This is a genomic window from Roseomonas sp. AR75 (assembly GCF_005222815.1).
Lineage (GTDB): Bacteria > Pseudomonadota > Alphaproteobacteria > Acetobacterales > Acetobacteraceae > Falsiroseomonas.
Window position 1 is genome coordinate 93,246 of record NZ_STGB01000005.1, and the last position, 20,645, is coordinate 113,890.

A 20,645-nucleotide genomic window follows, 5' to 3' on the forward strand; every position below is an offset into this window, starting at 1 on the left:
GCCATCTCCCTCCCCGGTCGGCACGCGGCGATGCTGCAGGTGTCCGGCTCGGTCTTCCCGCCGGAGGAGCTGAGCGGGGCGGTGCTGCCGCCGGACCTGCGCGTGGCCGCCAACCTGGTGGTGGATGCGGCGAAGGCGATGGGCCTGCCGGTGCGCTTCGTCGCGCGGCCGGAGGTGTTCACGCATGGCGTGCTGTCCGAACGCCTGGCGGCACGGCTGGACGGCGTGCGCGACCATGTGGCGCTGTGCGACGGCACCGCCTTCCGCCCGCTGCCCGGCCTGCGCAACCACCTGTTCTTCTACCGTCGCGGCGCCGCCGACGCGTGCCGCCAGATGCGCCGGCTGGTGGAGGTGGCGCCGGAGCTCTTCCTCGGCATGCAGTCACAGGTGAACGGCACGCTCGCCTTCCGCGTGGACGGCGCATGGCATCGACCGCCCGCGACGCTGCTGGCCTTCGCGGAGACACCGCGCATCACGCCGGCGAGCCTGCTGCCGGTGTTCCTCCATCCCTCCGACCCGGAGGGCAGCGCCGCGGCCTCCGTCTCCGAGGAGGCGGAGGAGGACATGCCGGCTCTGCCCGAGGGAAGGCTGCGCTACGTGCCGCTGACCGAGGCGATTCTGGCCGACCCGCACCTGGCCCGGCTGCTCGCCGAGCGGCTGCTCGGCGCGATGATGCGGGATGAGGCGCCGCTGGTGCTGCAGCTGCCGCTGCTGTCGGCCGGCAGCGGCGACATCGCCGAGCAGATCGCCGCGGTGATCCGCGGCCTGGGCAGCACCGGCGTCACCTTCCCGCGCCATGTCGGCACCTCCGCGCGCTGGGCGACGGGGCCGCTGGATGTCGCGATGCTGCGCGACGCGACGATCCTGGTGCATCCGGGACTGGATTTCTGGCGGCTCGGCCGCGACATCTGGCGCGCGGCGGGCGAGATCGAGATGGTGCAAGACGGACCCGCCGGCGCCGCCTTCGTGCGGCTGTTCCGCGACTGGCTCGGCGCGGAGGTGCCGATGCGCCTGCTGCATCCGCGACGGATGCGCGACCACGTGACCGTGGGCAGCGTGCTGTGACCGGCGCCGCGAAGCCCGCGCTGACGCTGGACATCGCGCCGCTGCTGGAAGACCAGTGGACCGGCATCCCGGTGTTCACACGCCGCCTGGTGCAGGCCCTGGAACGCAGCGGCGAGGTGGACCTCTCCTTCGCCGTGCGGCTGACGCGGATCCCGGCGACGCGGCTGTGGGACACCGTGCGCGCGGGCTTCGGCACCTTCCTGCGCACCGATTTCGAGCATGGGCTGATTGCCGGGCTCGACCGTCTCGATGCCGCGTCGCCGCTGCTCTACCCCTCCGTGAAGTCGGCCTGCGGCGTCTGCGGCGCGGAGGCCAGCGTGATCCACGACGTCAGCACGCTGGTGATGCCGGAGACGCATGCCGAGGCGAATGTGCGCTACCACCTCGACCCGCTGCGCGAGCAGCTGGCGACGGACGAGGTGGTGTTCTGCGCCTCGGAGGCGACGCGCGCGGCGCTGGTGGCGGCCTATCCCTCCGCTTCGGCGAAGGCGCGGGTGATCTACCAGTATGCCGACTGGCCGGAGGAATTCGCCCTCGACGACCGCAACCTGCCGCGCCTGGCGCTCGGCCGCTACGCGGCGGTGATCGGCACGATCGAGCCGCGCAAGAATCTCGGCCTGCTGCTGCGGGCGCTGTCGCATCCGGCGCTGCGCGACAGCGACCTGCGCTTCGTGGTGATCGGCAAGAAGGGGTGGAACCTCGATGCGGCACTGGCGGGCCTCGACCCCGCGCAGCACAAGCGCATCCTGTTCACCGACTTCGTCTCGGAATTCGCGAAGTATCGGCTGCTGCGCGCGGCGGAGTTCCTGGTGTTCCCCTCGATCTACGAGGGCTTCGGGATTCCCGCGGTGGAGGCGATGCATCTGGGCAAGCCGGTGCTGGCCGCCTTCACCTCGAGCTTCCCCGAGGTGATCGGCGAGGCCGGCGTGTATTTCGACCCGCTCTCGGTCGATGAATTCGCCGCCGCATTCGAGGAGATCTCGAACCCGGCGCGCGTCGCGGAGCTGGCGCCGAAGGCGGTGGAGCAGGCGCGCCAGTTCAACGCCGCCCGCATGGCCGCGCCCGTGCTGGAGTGGCTGAAGGCGCGCTGAGGCGCCCCTTACTCCGCGGCGCGCGGCAACGCCTGGGCCGCCGGCGCGTGGCTCTTCGGGCGCGCCTTCAGGCGAAGCTCCCTCAGGTCGGCCTGGTTGCGCGCCTCGTTGCGCAGCAGCGCGTCCTTGCCCCAGCGGTATTGCGGCGGGCACGCCACGTCACGCACGCCGTACTGCGCTGCGGCCTGCATGGTGAAGAACGGGTTCGTCAGGTGCGGCCGGCCGAGCGCCACGAGATCAGCGCGGCCGGCGCCGAGGATGGTGTTCACCTGGTCGGCCGTGGTGATGTTGCCGACGCATAGGGTGGCGATGCCGGCCTCGTTGCGGATCATGTCGGACCAGGGAAGCTGGAACATCCGGCCATAGACCGGCTCGGCATCGTGCACGGTCTGGCCGGTGGAGACATCAATCAGGTCGGCGCCGGCGGCGGCGAAGGCCCGCGCGATGGCGAGGCAGTCGGCATCCGTCAGCCCGCCATCCTTCCAGTCGGTGGCGGAGATGCGCACGGACATCGGCTTGTCCTTCGGCCAGGCGGCGCGCATGGCGGCGAAGACTTCGAGCGGGAAGCGCAGGCGGTTCTCGACGCTGCCGCCGTACTCGTCGGTACGGATGTTGGTCAGCGGCGAGAGGAAGGAGGCCAGCAGGTAGCCGTGCGCGCAGTGCAGCTCCAGCATGTCGAAGCCGGCTGCGATGCCACGGCGCGTGGCGGTCACGAAATCCTCGCGCACGGCGTCCATGTCCGCGCGCGTCATTTCCCGCGGCACCTGGCTCTGCGTGTAGTAGGGGAGCGGGCTCGCCGAGAGGATCGGCCAGGCGCCGGCTTCCAGCGGCTGGTCCATGCCGTCCCACATCAGCTTCGTGGCGCCCTTGCGGCCGGCATGGCCGAGCTGGAGGCAGATCTTCGACGCGCTCCGCGCATGCACGAAATCCACGATGCGCGCCCATTCCGCCTGCTGCGCGTCGTTCCAGAGGCCGGTGCAGCCGGGCGTGATGCGCGCCTCCGGCGAGACGCAGGTCATCTCGGTGAAGACGAGGCCGGCGCCGCCGAGCGCGCGGCTGGTGTAGTGCTGGAAGTGGAAGTCGTCGGGCAGCCCGTCCTCGGCGGAATACATGTCCATCGGCGAGACCACCACGCGATTGGCGAGTTGCATGCCGCGCAGCGCGAAGGGCTGGAACATCGGCGGCTTGTTGTCGGAGGCGGGCAGGCCCCTGCCCCGCGCTTCCGCGGCGAACAGCGTCTGCGTCTCGGTCACGAAATCCGGCGCGCGGAGCGCGAGGTTGTCCCAGGTGATGGCCTTGGATCGCGTCATCACGCCGAAGGCGAATTGCGTCGGGTTGAAATGCCAGAAGCGCTTCACATGCTCGAACCACACCAGCGACACATCGGCGGCGTGCTGCGTCTTCTCGACATCCTCGCGGCGGGACGTCTCGAAGCGGCTGAGGCAGGTGGCGACGTCGCCGCCGGCACGGAACGCCTGGTGCAGGGCGATGGAATCCTCCATCGCCAGCTTCGTGCCGGAGCCGATGGAGAAATGCGCGCTGGCCTTGGCGTCGCCGAGCAGGACGATGTTGTCCTTCACCCAGCTTGCGCAGCGGATCGCGGGGAAGCGGCGCCAGTTGCTGCGGTTGGTCTGCAGGCGGTGGCCCTGCAGTTCCTCCGCGAAGACGTCTTCCAGGTAGCGGGCGCTCTGTTCCTCATCCATCGCGTCGAGGCCGGCGCGGGCGAAGGTCTCGGGGTCGGTCTCCAGCACCCAGGTGCTGGCGCCTTTCTCGTACTGGTAGCAATGGGCGATGAAGATGCCTTCCGGCCGTTCGCGGAAGAAGAAGGTGAAGGCGTCGAAGGGGCGGGTGCTGCCCATCCAGGCGAAGCGGTTGGGGCGGAGGTCCACCTCGGGACGGAAATGGTCGCGCCAACGCTCGCGGATCGGGGAGTTGATGCCGTCGGCGGCGACGATCAGGTCGGCGTCGGGGAAGTCCTCGGGCGTCGCCTCGCGGCGGTATTCCAGCTCGACGCCAAGCGCACGGGCGCGGTCCTGCAGCAGCAGCAGCAGCGTGCGGCGGGAGCAGCCGCAGAAGCCGTTGCCGCCGATGCGATGCACGGCGCCCTTCGCGTGAATTGCGATGTCGTCCCAATAGGCGAAGCTCTCGGTGATGGCGCGGTAGGACGGCTCGTCGGCGGCCCGGAAGATGTCGAGCGTGGCGTCGCTGAACACCACGCCGAAGCCGAAGGTGTCGTCCGCGCGGTTGCGCTCCACCACGGTGATGCGCGATGCCGGGAAGTCCCGCTTCATCAGGATGGCGAAGTAGAGCCCGGCGGGCCCGCCGCCGATCACCGCGATGCGCATGGCACCCCTCCTACGCTGCAAGTTAGTTTAAGCTTCAAAGATTGTCCCGTCCACCGAAATGCAAGGTTGCACGCCGCACCCCCGATGCTTTAGGCTTCAAGCATCGGAGGGTGGATGCGGACAGGCGGGCTTTCCGGGCTGGAGGCTCTGGTCACCGGCGGCGGCACCGGCATCGGCGCGGCCTGCGCGGCGGCGCTGACCGCCTGCGGCGCGCGCGTGACGGTGATGGGCCGGCGTGAGGCGCCGCTGCGCGCGGTGGTGGAACGCGGCGACGCGGCCGCGCTGCTGCCGGGCGACGTGACCGCGCCCCCTGCCCTGCCGGCCTTCGCCATCCTGGTGAACGCGGCAGGCGCCGCGGAAAGCGTGGCGTTCCTGAAATCCGACGACGCGCTGTTCGAGCGCATGTGGCGCGTGAACGTGATGGGCGCCGTCGCCCTCACCCGCGCCGTGCTGCCACCGATGATCGAGGCCGGGTTCGGGCGCGTGGTGCATATCGCCTCGACCGCCGCGCTGAAGGGCTACCCCTATGTCAGCGCCTATGTGGCGGCAAAGCACGGGCTGCTCGGCTTCGCCCGCGCCCTGGCGCAGGAGGTCGCGGCGAAGGGCGTGACGGTGAACGCGGTGTGTCCCGGCTTCACCGAGACCGACATCGTGGCGGAGTCCGTCGCGCGCATCGTGGCGAAGACCGGCCGCAGCGAGGCCGAGGCGCGGGCCGAGCTGGCGAAGCACAACCCGCAGCGGCGCCTGGTGCGGCCGGAGGAGGTGGCCCAGGCGGTGCTGATGCTCTGCGCGCCTGGCGCCTCCGCCATCAATGGCCAGGCGATCGCGGTGGATGGGGGCGAGACGTGAACGACAGCGAGGAGCTCGCCCTGCCGCCGGTGGATGCCGAGACGGCGCTGGCGCATGCCCCGCCAGGCCACAAGGACGAGCTGCGGCTGTGGCTGCGCATGCTGACCTGCACGACGCTGATCGAAGCGGAGGTGCGCGCGCGGCTGCGGCGCGACTTCGACACGACGCTTCCGCGCTTCGACCTGATGGCGGCGCTGGATCGCGCGGGAAGCGGGATGACGCTGGGGGAAATCTCGCGGCGGATGATGGTGAGCAACGGCAACGTCACCGGCCTCGCCGCGCGGCTGGAGGCCGAGGGGCTGGTGGAGCGCCGGGCACGGCCGGGCGACCGCCGCGCGCAGCTGCTGCGCCTGACCACCAGGGGCCGGCGCGAATTCGCGCGGCAATCGGCCGCGCATGAGGGCTGGATCGCGGAGCTGCTGGATGGGCTGGCGCCGGAGGAGCGCGCGGCGCTGTTCCGCCTGCTCGGCCGCACCAAATCCTCGGTGCGCGCGGCGATGACGCCGGAGGAGAGTGCATGATCACCGCCATCACCGGCCCGCTGGCCGCGTATCGCGCGCAGCACCTGAAGCTGGAGGTCGCGGGGGCCGTCGCGACCCTGACGCTGGACCGGCCGGAGCGGAAGAACCCGCTGACCTTCGAAAGCTACAGCGAGATGGCGGCGATCCTGCGCGCGGCGGTGCATGACGACGCCGTGCGTGCCTTCGTCGTCACCGGCGCGGGCGGCAATTTCTGCTCGGGCGGCGACGTGCATGAGATCATCGGGCCGCTGCTGGAGCGTGACACCAAGGGCCTGATGCAGTTCACCGCCATGACCGGCGAGCTGGTGAAGGCGATGCGTGCCTGCCCGCAGCCGATCGTCGCGGCGGTGGATGGCGTGGCGGCGGGTGCGGGCGCCATCATCGCGATGGCGTCCGACCTGCGGCTCGGCACGGGGCGGGCGAAGGTGGCCTTCCTGTTCAACCGCGTGGGGCTGGCAGGCTGCGACATGGGCGCATGCGCCATCCTGCCGCGCCTCATCGGCCAGGGGCGCGCGAGCGAGCTTCTGTATCGCGGCCGCTCGCTCGGCGGCGAGGAAGGCCTGGCGTGGGGCTTCTTCAACAGCCTGCACGCACCAGAAGACTTGCAGGGCGCCGCGGCGGCGCTTGCGCAGGAGATCGCGGAGGGGCCTTCCTTCGGCCATGCGATGACGAAGCGCATGCTGCAGATGGAATGGGCGATGTCGCTGGACCAGGCAATCGAGGCCGAGGCGGTGGCGCAGGCGCTGTGCATGACCACCAATGATTTCCGCCGCGCCTATGACGCCTTCGTCGCCAAGCAGCGGCCGGTGTTCCGGGGGGATTGATGCCCGACGCATCCTTCCTCGACTGGCCCTTTCTCGAGCCGCGCCACAAGGCGTGGGCGGCGGAGGTCGAGGCCTGGGCCGCGGCGCATGCGGAAGCGCTGGCCGACGAGCATGACGCGGACGCCAGCACGATCCGCCTGGTGCGCGCGATGGGCGAGGCCGGATTGCTGCGCGTGCCCTGCCCTGCGGACGGAAAGCTCGACGTGCGCAGCCTGTGCCTGGCGCGCGATATCCTGGCGCGGCATGCGGGGCTGGCGGATTTCGCCTTCGCGATGCAGGGGCTCGGCACCGGGCCCGTCACGCTGTTCGGCACGCCGGCGCAGCGCGACGCCGTGCTGCCCGCCGCGCGCGCCGGCACCGCGCTGGCCGCCTTTGCGCTGAGCGAGCCGGAGGCGGGCAGCGATGTCGCGGCGCTGGCGACCGTGGCCGAGCGCGACGGCAACACGCATTACCGCATCACCGGCCGCAAGACCTGGATCAGCAATGGCGGGATCGCCGCGACCTATATCGTCTTCGCCCGCACCGGCGAGGCGCCGGGCGCGAAGGGGCTTTCGGCGTTTCTGGTCCATGCCGGCACGCCGGGCTTCACGATCGAGGATCGCATCGCGGTCACGGCGCCGCATCCACTCGCCACGTTGTCCTTCGACGCCATGCGCGTGCCGGCGGACAGCATGATCGGCAAGCCCGGCGACGGCTTCAAAGTGGCAATGGGCACGCTCGACGTGTTCCGCTCGACCGTCGGCGCCGCCGCGCTCGGCTTCGCCCGCCGCGCACTGGACATGACCGTCGCGCATGCGACCGGACGGAACATCTTCGGCGGGACGCTGTTCGACCAGCAGATGTCGCAGGCCGCCATCGCCGACAGCGCGACGGAGGTCGAGGCCTCCGCGCTGCTGGTCTATCGCGCCGCCTGGCTGAAGGACGCGGGAACGCAGCGCATCACGCGGGAAGCCTCGATGGCGAAGCTGCATGCCACGGAGACGGCGCAGCGTGCCGCGGACCGCTGCGTGCAGATCCATGGCGGGCTCGGCGTGACGAAGGGCCACAAGGCCGAGGAACTCTATCGGGAGGTCAGGGCGCTGCGTGTCTATGAAGGCGCCTCGGAAATCCAGCGCGTGGTGATCGCGCGCGCGGAGAAGGATCGTCGCACGTCGGATCCAGCATGAGCGGAGAGACGAGGATGGACGGGATGATGACCGCGGCCCTGGCGCCCAGCGCCCATCGCGACAGCTTCGCGCGCGACAACCTGCCGCCGCGCGAGCAATGGCCGGTCTTCCTGCTGGACCGGCCGGAATTCCAGTATCCCGCGCGGCTGAACTGCGCGGTGGAGCTGCTGGACCGCAACATCGAGCGCGGCCGCGGCGACCACCCTGCCCTGGTCACGCCGGCGGAGACGCTGACCTATCGCGAGCTCGCGGATCGCGTGAACCGCATCGCGAATGTGCTGACCACCCAGCTCGATTTCGTGCCGGGCAACCGCGTGCTGCTGCGCAGCGCCAACAATGCCTGGATGGTCGCGGCCTATTTCGCGGTGCTGAAGGCGGGCGGCGTGGTCGTCGCCACCATGCCGCTGCTCCGCGCGAAGGAGCTCGGCCAGATGCTGCGCAAGGCGCGCATCAGCCACGCGCTCTGCGATGCGCGCCTGGCAGAGGAATTGCGCAAGGCCGATGCACCGGAGCTGCGGCACCTCGTCACCTGGGGCGACGGGCGGCTGGAAGCGATGTGCGACATCGCCTGCGCGGAGTTCGCCGCCTGCGACACCGCCGCCGACGATGTCTGCCTGATCGGCTTCACCTCCGGCTCCACCGGAGAGCCGAAGGGCACGATGCATTTCCATCGCGACATGCTGGCGATCTGCGATGGCTATTCGGCGCAGGTGCTGCGGCCGGAACCGTCCGACGTGTTCATCGGATCGCCGCCGCTCGCCTTCACCTTCGGCCTGGGCGGGCTGGTGCTGTTTCCCTTCCGCGTCGGCGCCACCGCCGTGCTGCTGGAGAAGGCGCCGCCCGAGGAGTTGCCGGCGCAGATCGCGCAGCATCGCGCGACGGTCTGCTTCACCGCGCCGACGGCGTATCGCGTGATGGCCGGCCTCGCGTCGCAGCACGACATGTCCAGCTTGCGCAAATGCGTCTCGGCAGGGGAGGCGCTGCCGAAGCCGGTCTTCGAGGCGTGGCAGCAGGCCACCGGCCTGAAGCTGATGGACGGGATCGGCGCGACGGAGATGCTGCACATCTTCGTCGCCGCGCGCGAGGACCAGATCCGCCCCGGCGCCACCGGCCTGCCCGTGCCTGGCTATCGCGCGCGCGTGGTGGACGAGGACGGCGCGGAGGTCCCGCGCGGCACGCCGGGACGGCTGGCGGTGCAGGGCCCCACGGGCTGCCGCTACCTCGCCGATCCGCGCCAGGCGCAATACGTGCAGCACGGCTGGAACATCACCGGCGACACCTATGTGCAGGACGAGGACGGCTATTTCTGGTACCAGGCGCGCAACGACGACATGATCATCTCCGCCGGCTACAACATCGCGGGGCCGGAGGTGGAGGTCGCGCTGCTGACGCATCCCGCGGTCAGGGAATGCGGCGTCGTGGGCGCGCCGGACGGTGAGCGCGGGATGGTTGTGCGCGCCTATGTCGTGCTGCATCCCGGACACGCCGCGGATGACGCCACGGCGAAGGCGCTGCAGGACCATGTGAAACGCGAGATCGCACCGTACAAGTACCCGCGCAGTATCGTCTTCGTGGACACGCTGCCGCGCACGGAAACCGGCAAGCTGCAGCGCTTCGCGCTACGCCAACGCGCGCAGCAGGACACCGCCGCATGAGCCTGACACCGCTGCAGCCGCCCGGGTGGCCGGCGCCCCGCGGCTACTCCAACGGCATGATGGGGCGCGGCCGCGTGGTGCTGGTCGGCGGGCAGATCGGCTGGGACAGCGAAGGCCGCTTCCCGCGGGACCTCCTCGGCCAGGTGCGCCAGGCGCTGCGCAACATCCTGGCGGTGCTGCAGGAAGCCGGCGGCGGGCCAGAACATATCGGCCGCCTCACCTGGTACGTGACCGACATGGCGGAATACCGCGCCTGCCTGAAGGAGCTCGGTCCCGCCTATCGCGAGGTGATGGGCCGCCACTTCCCCGCGATGGCGCTGGTGCAGGTGGTGGCCCTGGTGGAGCCCGAAGCGCGCGTGGAGATCGAGGCGACCGCGATCCTGCCCGACTGACGCGACCGGAGCGCCTTCCCTGCGTTCCCTTCTGCGCATGGGAACGATCCGATGACGCCACGCCGCCCCTGGCCTGTCCTGCTGGCCCTTCTGCCGCTGGCCGCCTGCGACGACCCACCGCCCGCACCACCCCCCGAGCGACCCGCGGCGATCGAGCCGGCCGCGCCGGCAGAGGCGACCGCCACGCCCGCCCTCTCCCTGCCCGATTTCGAGCGGCTGGCCGAACAGGTGATGCCCGCGGTGGTCAGCATCGCCGTCACGCAGGAAGCGGGCTCGGCGCTGCTGCCGCAGTTCCGTGGCACGCCCTATGAGCGCTATTTCCGCGACCGGTTCGGCGGCCAGCGGACGCCCCCGGTGGTCGGCGCCGGCTCCGGCTTCATCGTGGACGCCTCCGGACTGATCGTGACCGCGAACCACGTCGTCGGGAATGCAAGCCGCGTCACCGTGTCGCTGGTGGACGGCACGGAACTGCCGGCGCGGATCCTGGGCACGGACGAGTTGACGGATCTGGCGGTGCTGCAGGTCTCGGCGCCTCGGGCGCTGCCGCATGTCGCCTTCGGCACCTCCGGTGTCGTGAATATCGGGCAGTGGGTGCTGGCGGCGGGCAACCCCTTCGGGCTCGGCGGCAGCGTCAGCAGCGGCATCGTCTCGGCGCTCGGGCGACGGATCGGCCTCGGGCCCTTCGACGACTTCATCCAGACGGATGCGCCGATCAATCCCGGCAATTCCGGCGGGCCGCTGTTCAACCTGGCGGGCGAGGTGATCGGGGTGAACACGGCGATCTACTCGCCTTCCGGCGCTTCGGCCGGAATCGGGTTCGCGACGCCGTCCGATCTCGCGGCGCCGGTGGTGGCGCGGCTGCAGACAGGCCGGCGGGTGGAGCGCGGCTGGCTCGGCGTCTCCGTCGGCGATGCGGCCGTTCAGGAGAACACCGGCGTGCTCGGCCAGATCTTCGGACCGGATGCGCCGCGCCGCGGCGTCGCGATCAGCGCGGTGGTTCCTGGCAGCCCGGCGGCGCGGGCCGGGCTCCGGCCCGGCGACGTCGTGCTGGAGATCGGCGGGGAGCGGGTGCCGGATGCGCGCGCCCTGCTGCGCCGCATCGCCGGCGTCGCGCCCGGCCAGCAGGTGGCGCTGCGGCTGATCCGCGACGGGCGCGAGCAGCAGGTGACCGTCCGGGTGACGGCGCGGCCGGCCGATTAGACGCCGCGGACGCGGTCAGAGCGGCGGCGCGTCCATCATCGGGTCGGTGGGCTCGGGGGCTTCGGCGGCGCTGTCGCGCCAGCCGCGGCGCTCTTCCCACAGGCGCTTGCCGATGACGGCGGTGCCAAGCACGCCGGCGCCCACGGCCACGCCCACCGCGATCCCGGTGGCCAGCACCATCCCGCCCCCCAGCATGAGGGGTGCGGCCATCATGTTCCTGGCACAGCGAAACAACATCTCGGAATCCTCATGTCTTCGCGTCTCACTTGGGCAGCCGACCGCCCGGGGCAAGCGGCGCTCGCGCCACCGCGACCGCGCCAGCCTTCGCCCAGACGTTGCCCGGCGCAAGCCCCGGCCTGCGTGGCGGCAGGCTTGCCGGAACAAGGCCGCGTTGGCATGTTCCGCCGCCCGACAAGGGCTGCGGCGCGCCCGGAACACCGGGGCGCCAGGAAGGCAGGCTCCAGAGGCCGGCTCCGCGCACGGAGCCCGCAAGGAAGATCGGTAGGATCGGCATGGCCAAGATCAAGGTGAAGACGCCCGTCGTCGAGATGGACGGGGATGAGATGACCCGCATCATCTGGGGGTTCATCAAGGACAAGCTGATCCTGCCCTATCTCGACATCGACCTGAAGTATTACGACCTCGGCGTCGAGTATCGCGACCAGACCGACGATCAGGTGACGGTGGATGCCGCGAACGCTACCAAGCAGTACGGCGTCGGCGTGAAGTGCGCGACCATCACCCCGGACGAGGCGCGGGTGAAGGAATTCAACCTGAAGAAGATGTGGCGGTCGCCCAACGGCACGATCCGCAACATCCTGGACGGCACGATCTTCCGCGAGCCGATCATCATCAAGAACGTGCCGCGCCTCGTGCCGCACTGGTCGAAGCCGATCGTCGTCGGGCGCCATGCCTATGGCGACATCTACCGCGCCGTGGAGATGAAGGTGCCCGGCCCCGGCAAGGTGACGATGACCTACACGCCGGAAGGCGGCCAGCCGCAGGAGATCGGCGACTTCGCCTTCAAGGGCGGCGGCGTCGCGATGATGATGCACAACCTGAACAGCTCGATCGAGGGTTTTGCGCGCGCTTCCTTCAACTACGGGCTGCAGCGCAACTACTCGGTCTATTTCAGCCACAAGAACACGATCCTGAAGGCCTATGACGGCAACTTCAAGGACATCTTCAAGGCGATCTTCGACAAGGAGTTCAAGGCCGAATACGATAAGCGCGGCCTTGTGTATGAGGACCGGCTGATCGACGACATGGTCGCCTCCGCGCTGAAGTGGGAAGGCGGCTATATCTGGGCCTGCAAGAACTACGACGGCGACGTGGAATCCGACATCGTCGCGCAGGGCTTCGGCAGCCTCGGGCTGATGACCTCCGTGCTGCTCTCGCCGGACGGCCAGACGGTGGAGAGCGAGGCGGCGCACGGCACGGTGACGCGCCACTACCGCGAGCACCAGAAGGGGCGCGAGACCAGCACCAACCCGATCGCCTCGATCTATGCCTGGACCCGCGGCCTCGCCTATCGTGGCAAGTTCGACAACACGCCGGATGTGGTGGATTTCGCCAATGCGCTCGAGCAGGTCTGCGTGGAGACGGTGGAGGCCGGCCACATGACCAAGGACCTGGCGATCCTGATCTCGAAGGACCAGCCCTGGCTGAACACGCAGCAATTCCTGGCGAAGCTGGACGAGAACCTGAAGAAAAAGATGGGCTGAGCAGGCTCGGCGCCGTGCAGGCCGTCCGGATCACCGGCGGCCTGCGCGGCGCAGCTTGCGTGCTCGCGCTGGTGCTTGCGGCACCGGCGCGGGCGGATTGCTTCGACTGGACCACCCCCGGCATCGAGATCGCGGAAGGCGCCCTGCAGGGCCTTCCGCAGGGGACAGTGGGCTGGCGCATCGGGCGCGTGCCGGCCGGCGGGGGGCATCTCGCCACGGCGGTCGAGTTGCGATGGACCGCAGGCGGCACCGCACGGCGGCAGGCGATCTTCACGGAGATGCAGGACGGGACGCCGGGGCTTTCCTGGGACGGCAGGCGCGTGCTGCTCGGCGTGACGTATTGCGGCCCGCGCGGCTGCCAGCAGGCGACGATGCCCTATGCCTGGGATCCCGGCGCGGGGCGTTTCGCCGGGGCGAGCGAGGCGGCGCGCCGTGCGCTTGCGGCAGCCTGCGCGACGGATGACGATTGATCGCCGACCATCCGCCCGATTTGGCGCCAGCTCTGGCGCGGAAATGACTGTTTTCTGAGCACTTTCGATTCAGACAGGGCCTTCGGGCGCAAATTGCCTCTGGCGAGAGCAGTGCTGGCTGCTAGCCTCCGCATGCTCTGGTGAGCCGGAAATCCGGACCTGAGCGGCATGGTCCGAGCCCGTCCGCAGCCACGCGCCGCGCCGGGTGCTCTGCGAGAATCCGTCGCCTTGCAGCCGCCCCCTTCCCCAATGGCCGATCGCCCCAGCCGCTTCCGGCGGCCGGATGCGACGCGGCGCGCCCAATCCCGGAGGTGCCGATGATCCGCCTGTCCCGCCGCCATGCCCTGCTGGGCGCCGCCGCCCTTGCCGCGCCGATGTCGCGCCCGGCGCTCGCCCAGCGCCGCACCATCCGCTTCATGCTGGACTGGACGCCGCTGGCGCATCACGCCGCCTGGTTCCTGGCGGTGGACAAGGGCTACTTCGCCCGCGAGGGCATGCAGGTGGAGATCCAGCGCGGCTTCGGCTCAGGCGACGTGGTCACGAAGATCGCGGCCGGCGCGGCGGATTTCGGCTTCGGCGATCCCGGCGCCATCGTGAAGCACAACGCCGACAACCCGAACCGCGCGGTGCTGAACGTCTACCAGTATTTCGACCGCACGCTGGCCGCGGTGGTGACGCTGGCGGGGCGTGGGATCAGGACGCCGGCGGACCTGAAGGGCAAGAAGCTCGCCGCGCCCGCGGGCGATGCGGGCCGCACGCTGTTCCCCGCCTTCGCGCGCGCCAATGGGCTGACGCCGGCCGACGTCACCTGGATCACGGTGGCGCCGCCGATCCGCGAGCCGATGCTGTATCGCGGCGAGGCGGATGCGATCACCGCCTTCATCTCCTCGGCTTACTTCGTGCTGCAGGCGCTGGGTGCGAAGCCCGCGGATATCACGATGTTCCGCTACAACGACCACGGCGTGGACATCTACGGCAACGGGCTGCTGACCACGGCGGAGTTCGCGCAGCGCGACCCGGGCCTGGTGAAGGCCTTCGTCGCCGCGACGATCCAGGGGCTGAAGGATTCCATCAGCGATCCCGCCGCGGCCGTCGATGCCATCCTGAAGCGCGAGCCGCTGACCGACCGTGCGCTGGAGAATACGCGCTTCGCCTTCACCATGCGCGACGTGGTGCTGACGCCGGCCGTTGCGGCGCAGGGCACCGGCTATGTGGACCCTGCCCGCGCGAAGACCATGGTGACGATCTGCGCCGAGGCCTTCGGCGTGCAGAACCCGCCAGCAGCCGAGAGCTTCATGCGCACGGACTTCCTGCCGCCGCAGGCCGACCGCATGCTGCCGACGCTGCGGAGCTGATGGACGCGCTGCCCCCTGCCCGCCTGGCGCCGCTGCCCGATGCGGCGCAGCGCCTGGCGGCACTGGAGCAGCGCGCGCGCTGGGAGCTGGAAACGCTCAGCTACCCCGCGCGCCCGTGGGTGCGGCCGCTGCGCCGCGCCGAAGGCCCTGTGCATGACGTGGCGATCGTCGGCGCCGGGCAGCATGGCATCGCCACCGCCTTCGCGCTGCGCCTGTCCGCCGTGCGCGACGTGGTGGTGCTGGATGCCGCGCCTGCGGGCGCGCAGGGCATCTGGCGGCGTTTCGCGCGCATGCCCACGCTGCGCACGCCGAAGCATGTGACGGGGCCGGAGCTGGGCTTTCCCTCGCTGTGCGTCCGCGCCTGGTTCGAGGCGCGCCATGGCGAGGCGGCATGGGCGACACTCGCGAAGATCGGGCGGGAGGACTGGCACGACTACCTGCTGTGGCTGGCCGCGACCCTGGGCCAGGAGGTGCGGCATGGCCTGCGCGTGACGGGCATCGCCCCGCTGGACGACGCGGTCCTTGCGCTGGATGCGGAGGACGCCGAGGGCCGCAAGACCCGTCTGCTGGCGCGGCATGTCGTGCTGGCCACCGGCATGGACGGTAACGGCGCCTGGGGCGTGCCGGAAATCGTCGCGCGGAACCTACCGCGCGAGCGCTACGCGCACACCGCGGACGCCATCGACTTCGCGGCGCTTGCCGGGCAGCGCGTCGCGGTGATCGGCGCCGGCGCCTCGGCCTTCGACAATGCCGCGATGGCGCTGGAGCATGGCGCGGCGAGCGTGGAGCTGCTGGCGCGCCGGCCGGAAATGCCGCGCGTGAACCCGAATCGCTGGATCGAGTTCGCGGGCTTCCTGCAGCATTTCGCGGACCTGCCGGACGCGCTGAAGTGGCGATACATGCACAGCCTGTTCACGCTGAACCAGCCGCCGCCACAGGAAAGCTGGAATCGCTGCGCCGCGCATGGCAGCTTCCGGGTGACGCTGGGTGCGAAGCTGGACGCCGTGGCGCTGGATGCGGAGGGCATCCGGCTGGACACGCCGCGCGGCATCATTCGCGCCGACTTCCTGATCCTCGGCACGGGGCTGGTGGTGGACCTCGCGCGGCGCCCGGAACTCGCGGCGCTGGCCCCGCATGCGGCGCTGTGGCGCGACCGCTTCGTGCCGCCGACCGGTGAAGCGCACGCAACGCTCGGCGGCTTTCCCTATCTCACGCCGGACCTAGCCTTCACGCCGCGCGATGAGTCCGGCGCCTGGGTCGGGCGCGTGCGCAGCGTGTCCTTCGGATCGCTGCTGAGTTCCGTCTCCTCGGCCGGCATCTCCATGCTGCGGCCGACGGTGGAACGCATCGCGCGCGGCATCGTACGCGACCTGTTCCGCGAGCAGGCCGAGGCGGATCACGACCGGCTGCTGGCCTATGACGAGCAGGAGCTGGTCTCGCTCCGCCTCGCCTCCGACACGTAGGAACGACGCCATGGTCAAGGACGGCGACACGCATCTGGGCAGCCTGCGCGACGGCCGCACGGTCTTCATCGACGGACGCCGCTGCCGCGACGTCACCGCCGATCCCGCCTTTGCCGGCGCCGTCGCCTCGGCTGCCGCGCTCTACGACCACCAGACCGCGCATGCGGAGGAGATGACCTTCGAAAGTCCGACCGCGCCCGGACGCCGCGTGAATCTTGCCTGGATGATGCCGCGCGACCGTGCGGAGCTGGTGCGGCGGCGGCGCGCGATGGAGCGCTGGGCGGAGCTCTCCTGCGGCATGATGGGGCGCACGCCGGACCATGTCGCCTCCACCTTCGTCGGCTTCATGGCCGGCCTGCCGGCCTGGCGGGAGTACGACAAGAAGCGCGCCGCGGCGCTGGAGGATTACTTCCGCCACATCCGCGACAACGACCTGTGGGTGGCCTACGTCATCATCAACCCGCAGGCCGACAAGGCGAAGCAGGCCAAGGACCAGCCGGGCGGGGACCTGGTGGCGCGCATCGTGGACGAGGATGCCGAGGGCATCACCATCCGCGGCGCCAAGATGCTGGCGACCGCCGGCGTGATGGCGAACGAGATCATGGTCAGCGGCATCGTCGCGCTGCAGCCCGGCGACGAGCCCTACGCCTTCACCGCGGCGATGCCGATCGCGACGAAGGGGCTGAAGATGCATTCGCGCCGCAGCTACGAGGCGGCCGCAGGCAACGGCTTCGACTACCCCCTCGCTGCGCGCTTCGACGAGAACGACGCGGTGGTGTTCTTCGACGACGTGAAGATCCCGTGGGAGCGCGTGTTCGTCCACCGCGACCTGCGCATGATGCAGGCGCAGTGGCACGAGACGCGCGCGCATGTGATGCAGAACTACCAGTGCATCGTGCGTCTGGCGGTGAAGCTGCGCTTCCTGCTGGGCCTGGCGCACAAGGTCGCCGAGACCAACGGCATCCTGAACTTCCCGCAGACGCGGGAGACGCTGGGCCTGCTTGCCGCGAAGGCCAGCACGATCGAGGCGCTGGTCACCGCGATGGAAGCGGGCGGCGAGGATTTCGGGGGCACCTTCGTGCCGGATCGTCGCCTTCTCGTGGCGGCGCAGACGGTCGCGCAGACCACCTATCCCGAATTCATCGAGGCGATCCGGCTGCTCTCGGGCGGCGGGATGATCATGGTGCCGTCCTCGGTCGCCGATTTCGATGGCGGCGAGATCGAGCAGCTGATCCACGCGGCGCAGCGCTCGCCGGCGACGGATTCGCTCGGCCGCGTGAAGCTGATGAAGCTGGCCTGGGACGCGATCGGCAGCGAGTTCGGCTCGCGCCACCTGCAATACGAGATGTTCTATTCCGGCCCGCAATTCGCCATCCGCGGCAATGCCTATCGCTTCCATGACTGGTCGGCGCCGCGCGGCATGGTGGAGCGCTTCATGGACAGCTACGGCCTGCCCGGCCGCGCCCGGCAGGAAGCGGCGGAATGACGCCGGAGGCGGTGCGCGCCAGCGCCTTTGTCGCGCATGGCAACGTGACGCTGCGCGGCACCGCCGCCGGTCCGCTGGCCGGCCTCACCTTCGCGGCCAAGGACCTGTTCGACGTCGCCGGCACGAAGAGCGGCTGGGGCAATCCGGACCGGCTGGCGGAAGCACCGGTCGCGGTGAGCACCGCCAGTGCGCTGCTGCCCGCGCTGGCGGCGGGCGCGACGCTGATCGGCAAGACGCATACGGACGAACTCGCCAGCGGCATGTTCGGCGAGAACCCGCATTACGGCCCGCCGATCAATCCGCGCGCGCCGGATCGCGTGCCGGGCGGGTCTTCCTCCGGCTCGGCCTCCGCCGTCGCCGCGGGGCTCTGCGACTTCGCGTTCGGCACCGACACCGGCGGCAGCGTGCGCGTGCCCGCCAGCTTCTGCGGGCTTCTCGGCATTCGCACCACGCATGGGCGAGTCTCGACCGCCGGGCTGATGCCCATGGCGCCGAGCTTCGACACGGTGGGCTGGTTCGCCCGCGATGCCACGCTGCTGCGCAGGGTCGGCGCGCTGTATTTCGGCGTGGCGGCGCCCTCGCCGCAGCTGCTGCTGGCCGAGGACGCCTTCGCGATCTGTACGCCCGAGGTCGGCGCCGCGCTGCGCGGTGCGACAGACCGGCTCGGCGGCGCGGCCCCGGTGACGCTGTATGCGGAGGGCATCCCGCACTGGCTCGACACCTTCCGGCCGCTGCAGCTCGGCGAGTTGTTCGCGACGCACGGCACCTGGGCGAGCGTGCCGGGGCGGCGCCTGTCGCCGCTGGTCGACGAGCGCATCCTGGGGATCGCGGCGAAGGTGCCGCCCGAGGCGATCGCCAAGGCATGGCTGGCGCGGGAGGCGCTGGCCGCGCGGGTGCAGGACATGCTTGGCCGCGACGGCGTGCTGGTGATCCCGACGGCGCACGACCTGCCGCCGAAGGTCGGCGCGCCCGTCTCCGCGCAGATCGATTTCCGCGACCGCACGCTGGCGCTGACCTGCGTCGCCAGCCTGTGCCGTCTGCCGCAGGTGAACCTGCCCGCGGGCACCTTGCACGGCGTGCCCATCGGCCTTTCGGTGATCGGGCCGCGCGACGGCGATGCGATGCTGCTCGCCGCCGCCGAGGCGCTGGCGCCGGCGCTGGCATGAGTCTCGCGCGCGATTTCGTCGGCTATGCCGGGCAGCCGCCCGACGTCACCTGGCCGAATGGCGGCAGGCTTGCGCTGGTGCTCGTGCTGAACATCGAGGAAGGCGCGGAGCCGTCCATCCCCGATGGCGATCCCGCGACGGACCTCGCGCTGACCGATGGCATTCCCGGCGAGGTCGCGCCCGGCATGCGCGACCTGGTGGCCGAGAGCCTGTTCGAATACGGCGCGCGTGCCGGCGTCTGGCGCATCTGGCGCGAGGCGGAGGCGCGTGGCTTGGCGCTGACCTTGTCCTGCTGCGGCCGCGCGCTGGAGCGCAATGCGCCGATCGCCGCCGCGATCCGCGCGCAGCCGCGGCACGAGGTGCAGGCGCATGGCCATGGCTTCCGGCGCCATTGGACGCTGAGCGAGGCGGAGCAGGAGGCGGAGATCGCGCGCGCCGTCGCGTCGCTGGAAGCGACGACCGGGCGGCGACCCCTCGGCTGGCAGAGCCGATACAGCCCGACCGTGGCGACGCGGACGATCCTGCGACGTCACGGCTTCCTCTACGACGCGGATTTCTACGCCGAGGACCTGCCCTGCTGGACGCGCGTGGACGGCGCGCCGCACCTGATGATGCCGCACAGCTTCGTGCTGAACGACAACCGCCTGGCGACCGCGAAGCTCGGCACGGCAGACGACTTCCTGGCGCAGCTTGCCGCCGCCTTCCGTGTGCTGCGCGCCGAGGCGCGTAGGCAGCCGCGCATGATGGTGGTCAGCCTGCATGCGCGCATCAGCGGCCAGCCCGCGCGCTTCGACGCGCTGCGCCGCTTCCTCGATCTTGTCGCGGATGCGCCGGAGGTCTGGCAGGCAACGCGCCTCGACGCCGCACGACACTGGATGGAGCAGGTCCCGCCGCCATGACCCTTCGCCTGACGATCGGCGCTTCGGATTGCGACCGGCTCCGTGCCCTTGCGGAGGGCCAGGTGCCCATCGCGGGCGTCGAGGCCGATGTCACCGTCATGCCGCTGCAACCGCTGTTCAACCTGCAGATGACGGAACATCGCTTCGACGTCACGGAATTCCCCATCGCCACCTGGCTGCGGCATTTCGACAACCCGATTCAGGACTATGTCGGCATCCCCGTGTTTCCCTCGCGCCATTTCCGCTTTTCCTGCGTGTATGTGAACAAGGCGAAGGGGCTGGCGAAGCCCGCGGATCTGGCCGGCAAGCGCGTCGGCACGATGGTGTGGGACATGGCCGCTGCCGTCTGGCTGCGCGGCATCTTTGCCGAGTTCCACGGCCTTCCGGTCGAAGCGCCGATCTATGTCACGGCGGGCGCGGAGGCGCCGCGCGCGGGCGACGATCATCCGCAATACTACCCGCCCGGCGTGCGCGTGGAGCATGTGACCGACCGGTCGCTGTCCCAGATGCTCGCGGATGGCGAGATCGACGCGCTCTATACGGCGCGCGCACCGTCCACATTCTTCAGCGCGCCGGACAAGGTCGGGCGGCTGTTCGCCGACCCGATGGCGGCGGAGCTGGCATATTTCCGCGCCACCGGCATCTATCCGCCAATGCATCTGGTGGCGGTGAAGACCGCGTTCGTGGACGCGCACCCCTGGCTGCCCCGCGCCTTGTTCGACGCCTTCGCGGAAAGCCAGCGCCTATCGCGCCTGCGGCTGCATGACAGCGCCACCCTCGCCTTCGGCCTGCCCTTCCTGGCGCAGCAGCTGGAGGAGACGGAACGGCTGCTCGGGCAGGATTTCTGGCCGGTCGGATTCGCGAAGAACCGCCACATGTTCGCGACGCTGATCCGCTACATGCGCGCGGAAGGCCTGCTGCGCCGCGACCTGGCGCCGGAGGACCTGTTCCCGCCTTCGATCCTGGAGACCTGA

At 70.5% G+C, this 20,645-nt stretch carries 19 protein-coding genes; 17 read left to right on the forward strand and 2 right to left on the reverse strand.

What is annotated here, in order from left to right:
• Positions 1–30 precede the first annotated feature (30 nt).
• Together E4T13_RS20095 and E4T13_RS20100 are read left to right on the forward strand one after the other, a co-directional pair.
• Entirely contained in the window at positions 31–1,065 is a 1,035-nt protein-coding gene (locus E4T13_RS20095; RefSeq protein ID WP_137180135.1) for a hypothetical protein, read from the forward strand.
• The gene (locus tag E4T13_RS20100; protein ID WP_137180136.1) at positions 1,062–2,156 is read left to right on the forward strand and encodes a glycosyltransferase family 1 protein; all 1,095 of its coding nucleotides are present in this window, start codon (positions 1,062–1,064) and stop codon (positions 2,154–2,156) included. Before E4T13_RS20095 ends, E4T13_RS20100 begins: the two co-directional genes overlap by 4 nt.
• 8 nt (positions 2,157–2,164) lie before the next feature.
• Here the strand turns inward: E4T13_RS20100 and E4T13_RS20105 are convergent, their stop codons facing one another.
• Positions 2,165–4,501 carry a bifunctional salicylyl-CoA 5-hydroxylase/oxidoreductase gene (locus tag E4T13_RS20105; protein ID WP_137180137.1) on the reverse strand — a complete coding sequence of 779 codons (2,337 nt, stop codon included), beginning with the start codon at positions 4,499–4,501 and terminating at the stop codon, positions 2,165–2,167.
• A gap of 114 nt (positions 4,502–4,615) precedes the next feature.
• On the opposite strand from E4T13_RS20105, the gene E4T13_RS20110 reads away from it, so the two are divergent.
• From E4T13_RS20110 to E4T13_RS20140, 7 genes are read left to right on the forward strand one after another with little or no spacing between them, the layout of a single operon-like run.
• On the forward strand, positions 4,616–5,350 hold the full coding sequence (locus E4T13_RS20110) for an SDR family NAD(P)-dependent oxidoreductase (RefSeq protein WP_137180138.1): 735 nt from the start codon (positions 4,616–4,618) through the stop codon (positions 5,348–5,350).
• The gene (locus tag E4T13_RS20115) at positions 5,347–5,871 is read left to right on the forward strand and encodes a MarR family winged helix-turn-helix transcriptional regulator (RefSeq protein WP_240791222.1); all 525 of its coding nucleotides are present in this window, start codon (positions 5,347–5,349) and stop codon (positions 5,869–5,871) included. Before E4T13_RS20110 ends, E4T13_RS20115 begins: the two co-directional genes overlap by 4 nt.
• Positions 5,868–6,695, forward strand: coding sequence for an enoyl-CoA hydratase family protein (locus E4T13_RS20120; RefSeq protein ID WP_137180139.1), 828 nt, complete (start codon positions 5,868–5,870; stop codon positions 6,693–6,695). The genes E4T13_RS20115 and E4T13_RS20120 overlap by 4 nt, the downstream gene beginning before the upstream one ends.
• A complete protein-coding gene (locus tag E4T13_RS20125) occupies positions 6,695–7,861 on the forward strand; it encodes an acyl-CoA dehydrogenase family protein (protein ID WP_137180140.1) in 1,167 nt (388 codons plus the stop codon). Before E4T13_RS20120 ends, E4T13_RS20125 begins: the two co-directional genes overlap by 1 nt.
• A 23-nt stretch (positions 7,862–7,884) precedes the next feature.
• Entirely contained in the window at positions 7,885–9,516 is a 1,632-nt protein-coding gene (locus E4T13_RS20130; protein ID WP_306768506.1) for a benzoate-CoA ligase family protein, read from the forward strand.
• Positions 9,513–9,908, forward strand: coding sequence for a RidA family protein (locus E4T13_RS20135; RefSeq protein ID WP_137180142.1), 396 nt, complete (start codon positions 9,513–9,515; stop codon positions 9,906–9,908). Before E4T13_RS20130 ends, E4T13_RS20135 begins: the two co-directional genes overlap by 4 nt.
• Before the next feature lie 51 nt (positions 9,909–9,959).
• On the forward strand, positions 9,960–11,108 hold the full coding sequence (locus E4T13_RS20140) for a trypsin-like peptidase domain-containing protein (protein WP_137180143.1): 1,149 nt from the start codon (positions 9,960–9,962) through the stop codon (positions 11,106–11,108).
• 15 nt (positions 11,109–11,123) lie between these two features.
• Here E4T13_RS20140 and E4T13_RS20145 read toward each other — a convergent pair whose 3' ends face one another.
• Positions 11,124–11,318: a hypothetical protein gene (locus E4T13_RS20145; RefSeq protein ID WP_137180144.1), complete on the reverse strand. Its 195-nt coding sequence runs from the start codon at positions 11,316–11,318 to the stop codon at positions 11,124–11,126.
• A 302-nt stretch (positions 11,319–11,620) separates the two neighbouring features.
• Here E4T13_RS20145 and E4T13_RS20150 point away from each other — a divergent pair, with 302 nt between their 5' ends.
• From E4T13_RS20150 to E4T13_RS20185, 8 genes are all read left to right on the forward strand, one after another.
• A complete protein-coding gene (locus E4T13_RS20150) occupies positions 11,621–12,832 on the forward strand; it encodes an NADP-dependent isocitrate dehydrogenase (RefSeq protein WP_137180145.1) in 1,212 nt (403 codons plus the stop codon).
• Between the two features lie 14 nt (positions 12,833–12,846).
• Complete coding sequence (locus tag E4T13_RS20155; RefSeq protein WP_137180146.1) at positions 12,847–13,302, forward strand: hypothetical protein; 456 nt, start codon at positions 12,847–12,849, stop codon at positions 13,300–13,302.
• Between the two features lie 317 nt (positions 13,303–13,619).
• Positions 13,620–14,657: an ABC transporter substrate-binding protein gene (locus E4T13_RS20160; protein ID WP_137180147.1), complete on the forward strand. Its 1,038-nt coding sequence runs from the start codon at positions 13,620–13,622 to the stop codon at positions 14,655–14,657.
• A complete protein-coding gene (locus E4T13_RS20165) occupies positions 14,657–16,120 on the forward strand; it encodes a SidA/IucD/PvdA family monooxygenase (RefSeq protein WP_137180148.1) in 1,464 nt (487 codons plus the stop codon). Before E4T13_RS20160 ends, E4T13_RS20165 begins: the two co-directional genes overlap by 1 nt.
• A 10-nt stretch (positions 16,121–16,130) precedes the next feature.
• A complete protein-coding gene (locus E4T13_RS20170; RefSeq protein WP_137180149.1) occupies positions 16,131–17,606 on the forward strand; it encodes a 4-hydroxyphenylacetate 3-hydroxylase family protein in 1,476 nt (491 codons plus the stop codon).
• Positions 17,603–18,772 (forward strand): amidase, encoded by a 1,170-nt coding sequence (locus E4T13_RS20175; protein WP_137180150.1) that lies wholly within the window; start codon positions 17,603–17,605, stop codon positions 18,770–18,772. Before E4T13_RS20170 ends, E4T13_RS20175 begins: the two co-directional genes overlap by 4 nt.
• Positions 18,769–19,671: a polysaccharide deacetylase family protein gene (locus E4T13_RS20180; RefSeq protein WP_137180151.1), complete on the forward strand. Its 903-nt coding sequence runs from the start codon at positions 18,769–18,771 to the stop codon at positions 19,669–19,671. The genes E4T13_RS20175 and E4T13_RS20180 overlap by 4 nt, the downstream gene beginning before the upstream one ends.
• Positions 19,668–20,645 (forward strand): ABC transporter substrate-binding protein, encoded by a 978-nt coding sequence (locus E4T13_RS20185; RefSeq protein ID WP_137180152.1) that lies wholly within the window; start codon positions 19,668–19,670, stop codon positions 20,643–20,645. The genes E4T13_RS20180 and E4T13_RS20185 overlap by 4 nt, the downstream gene beginning before the upstream one ends.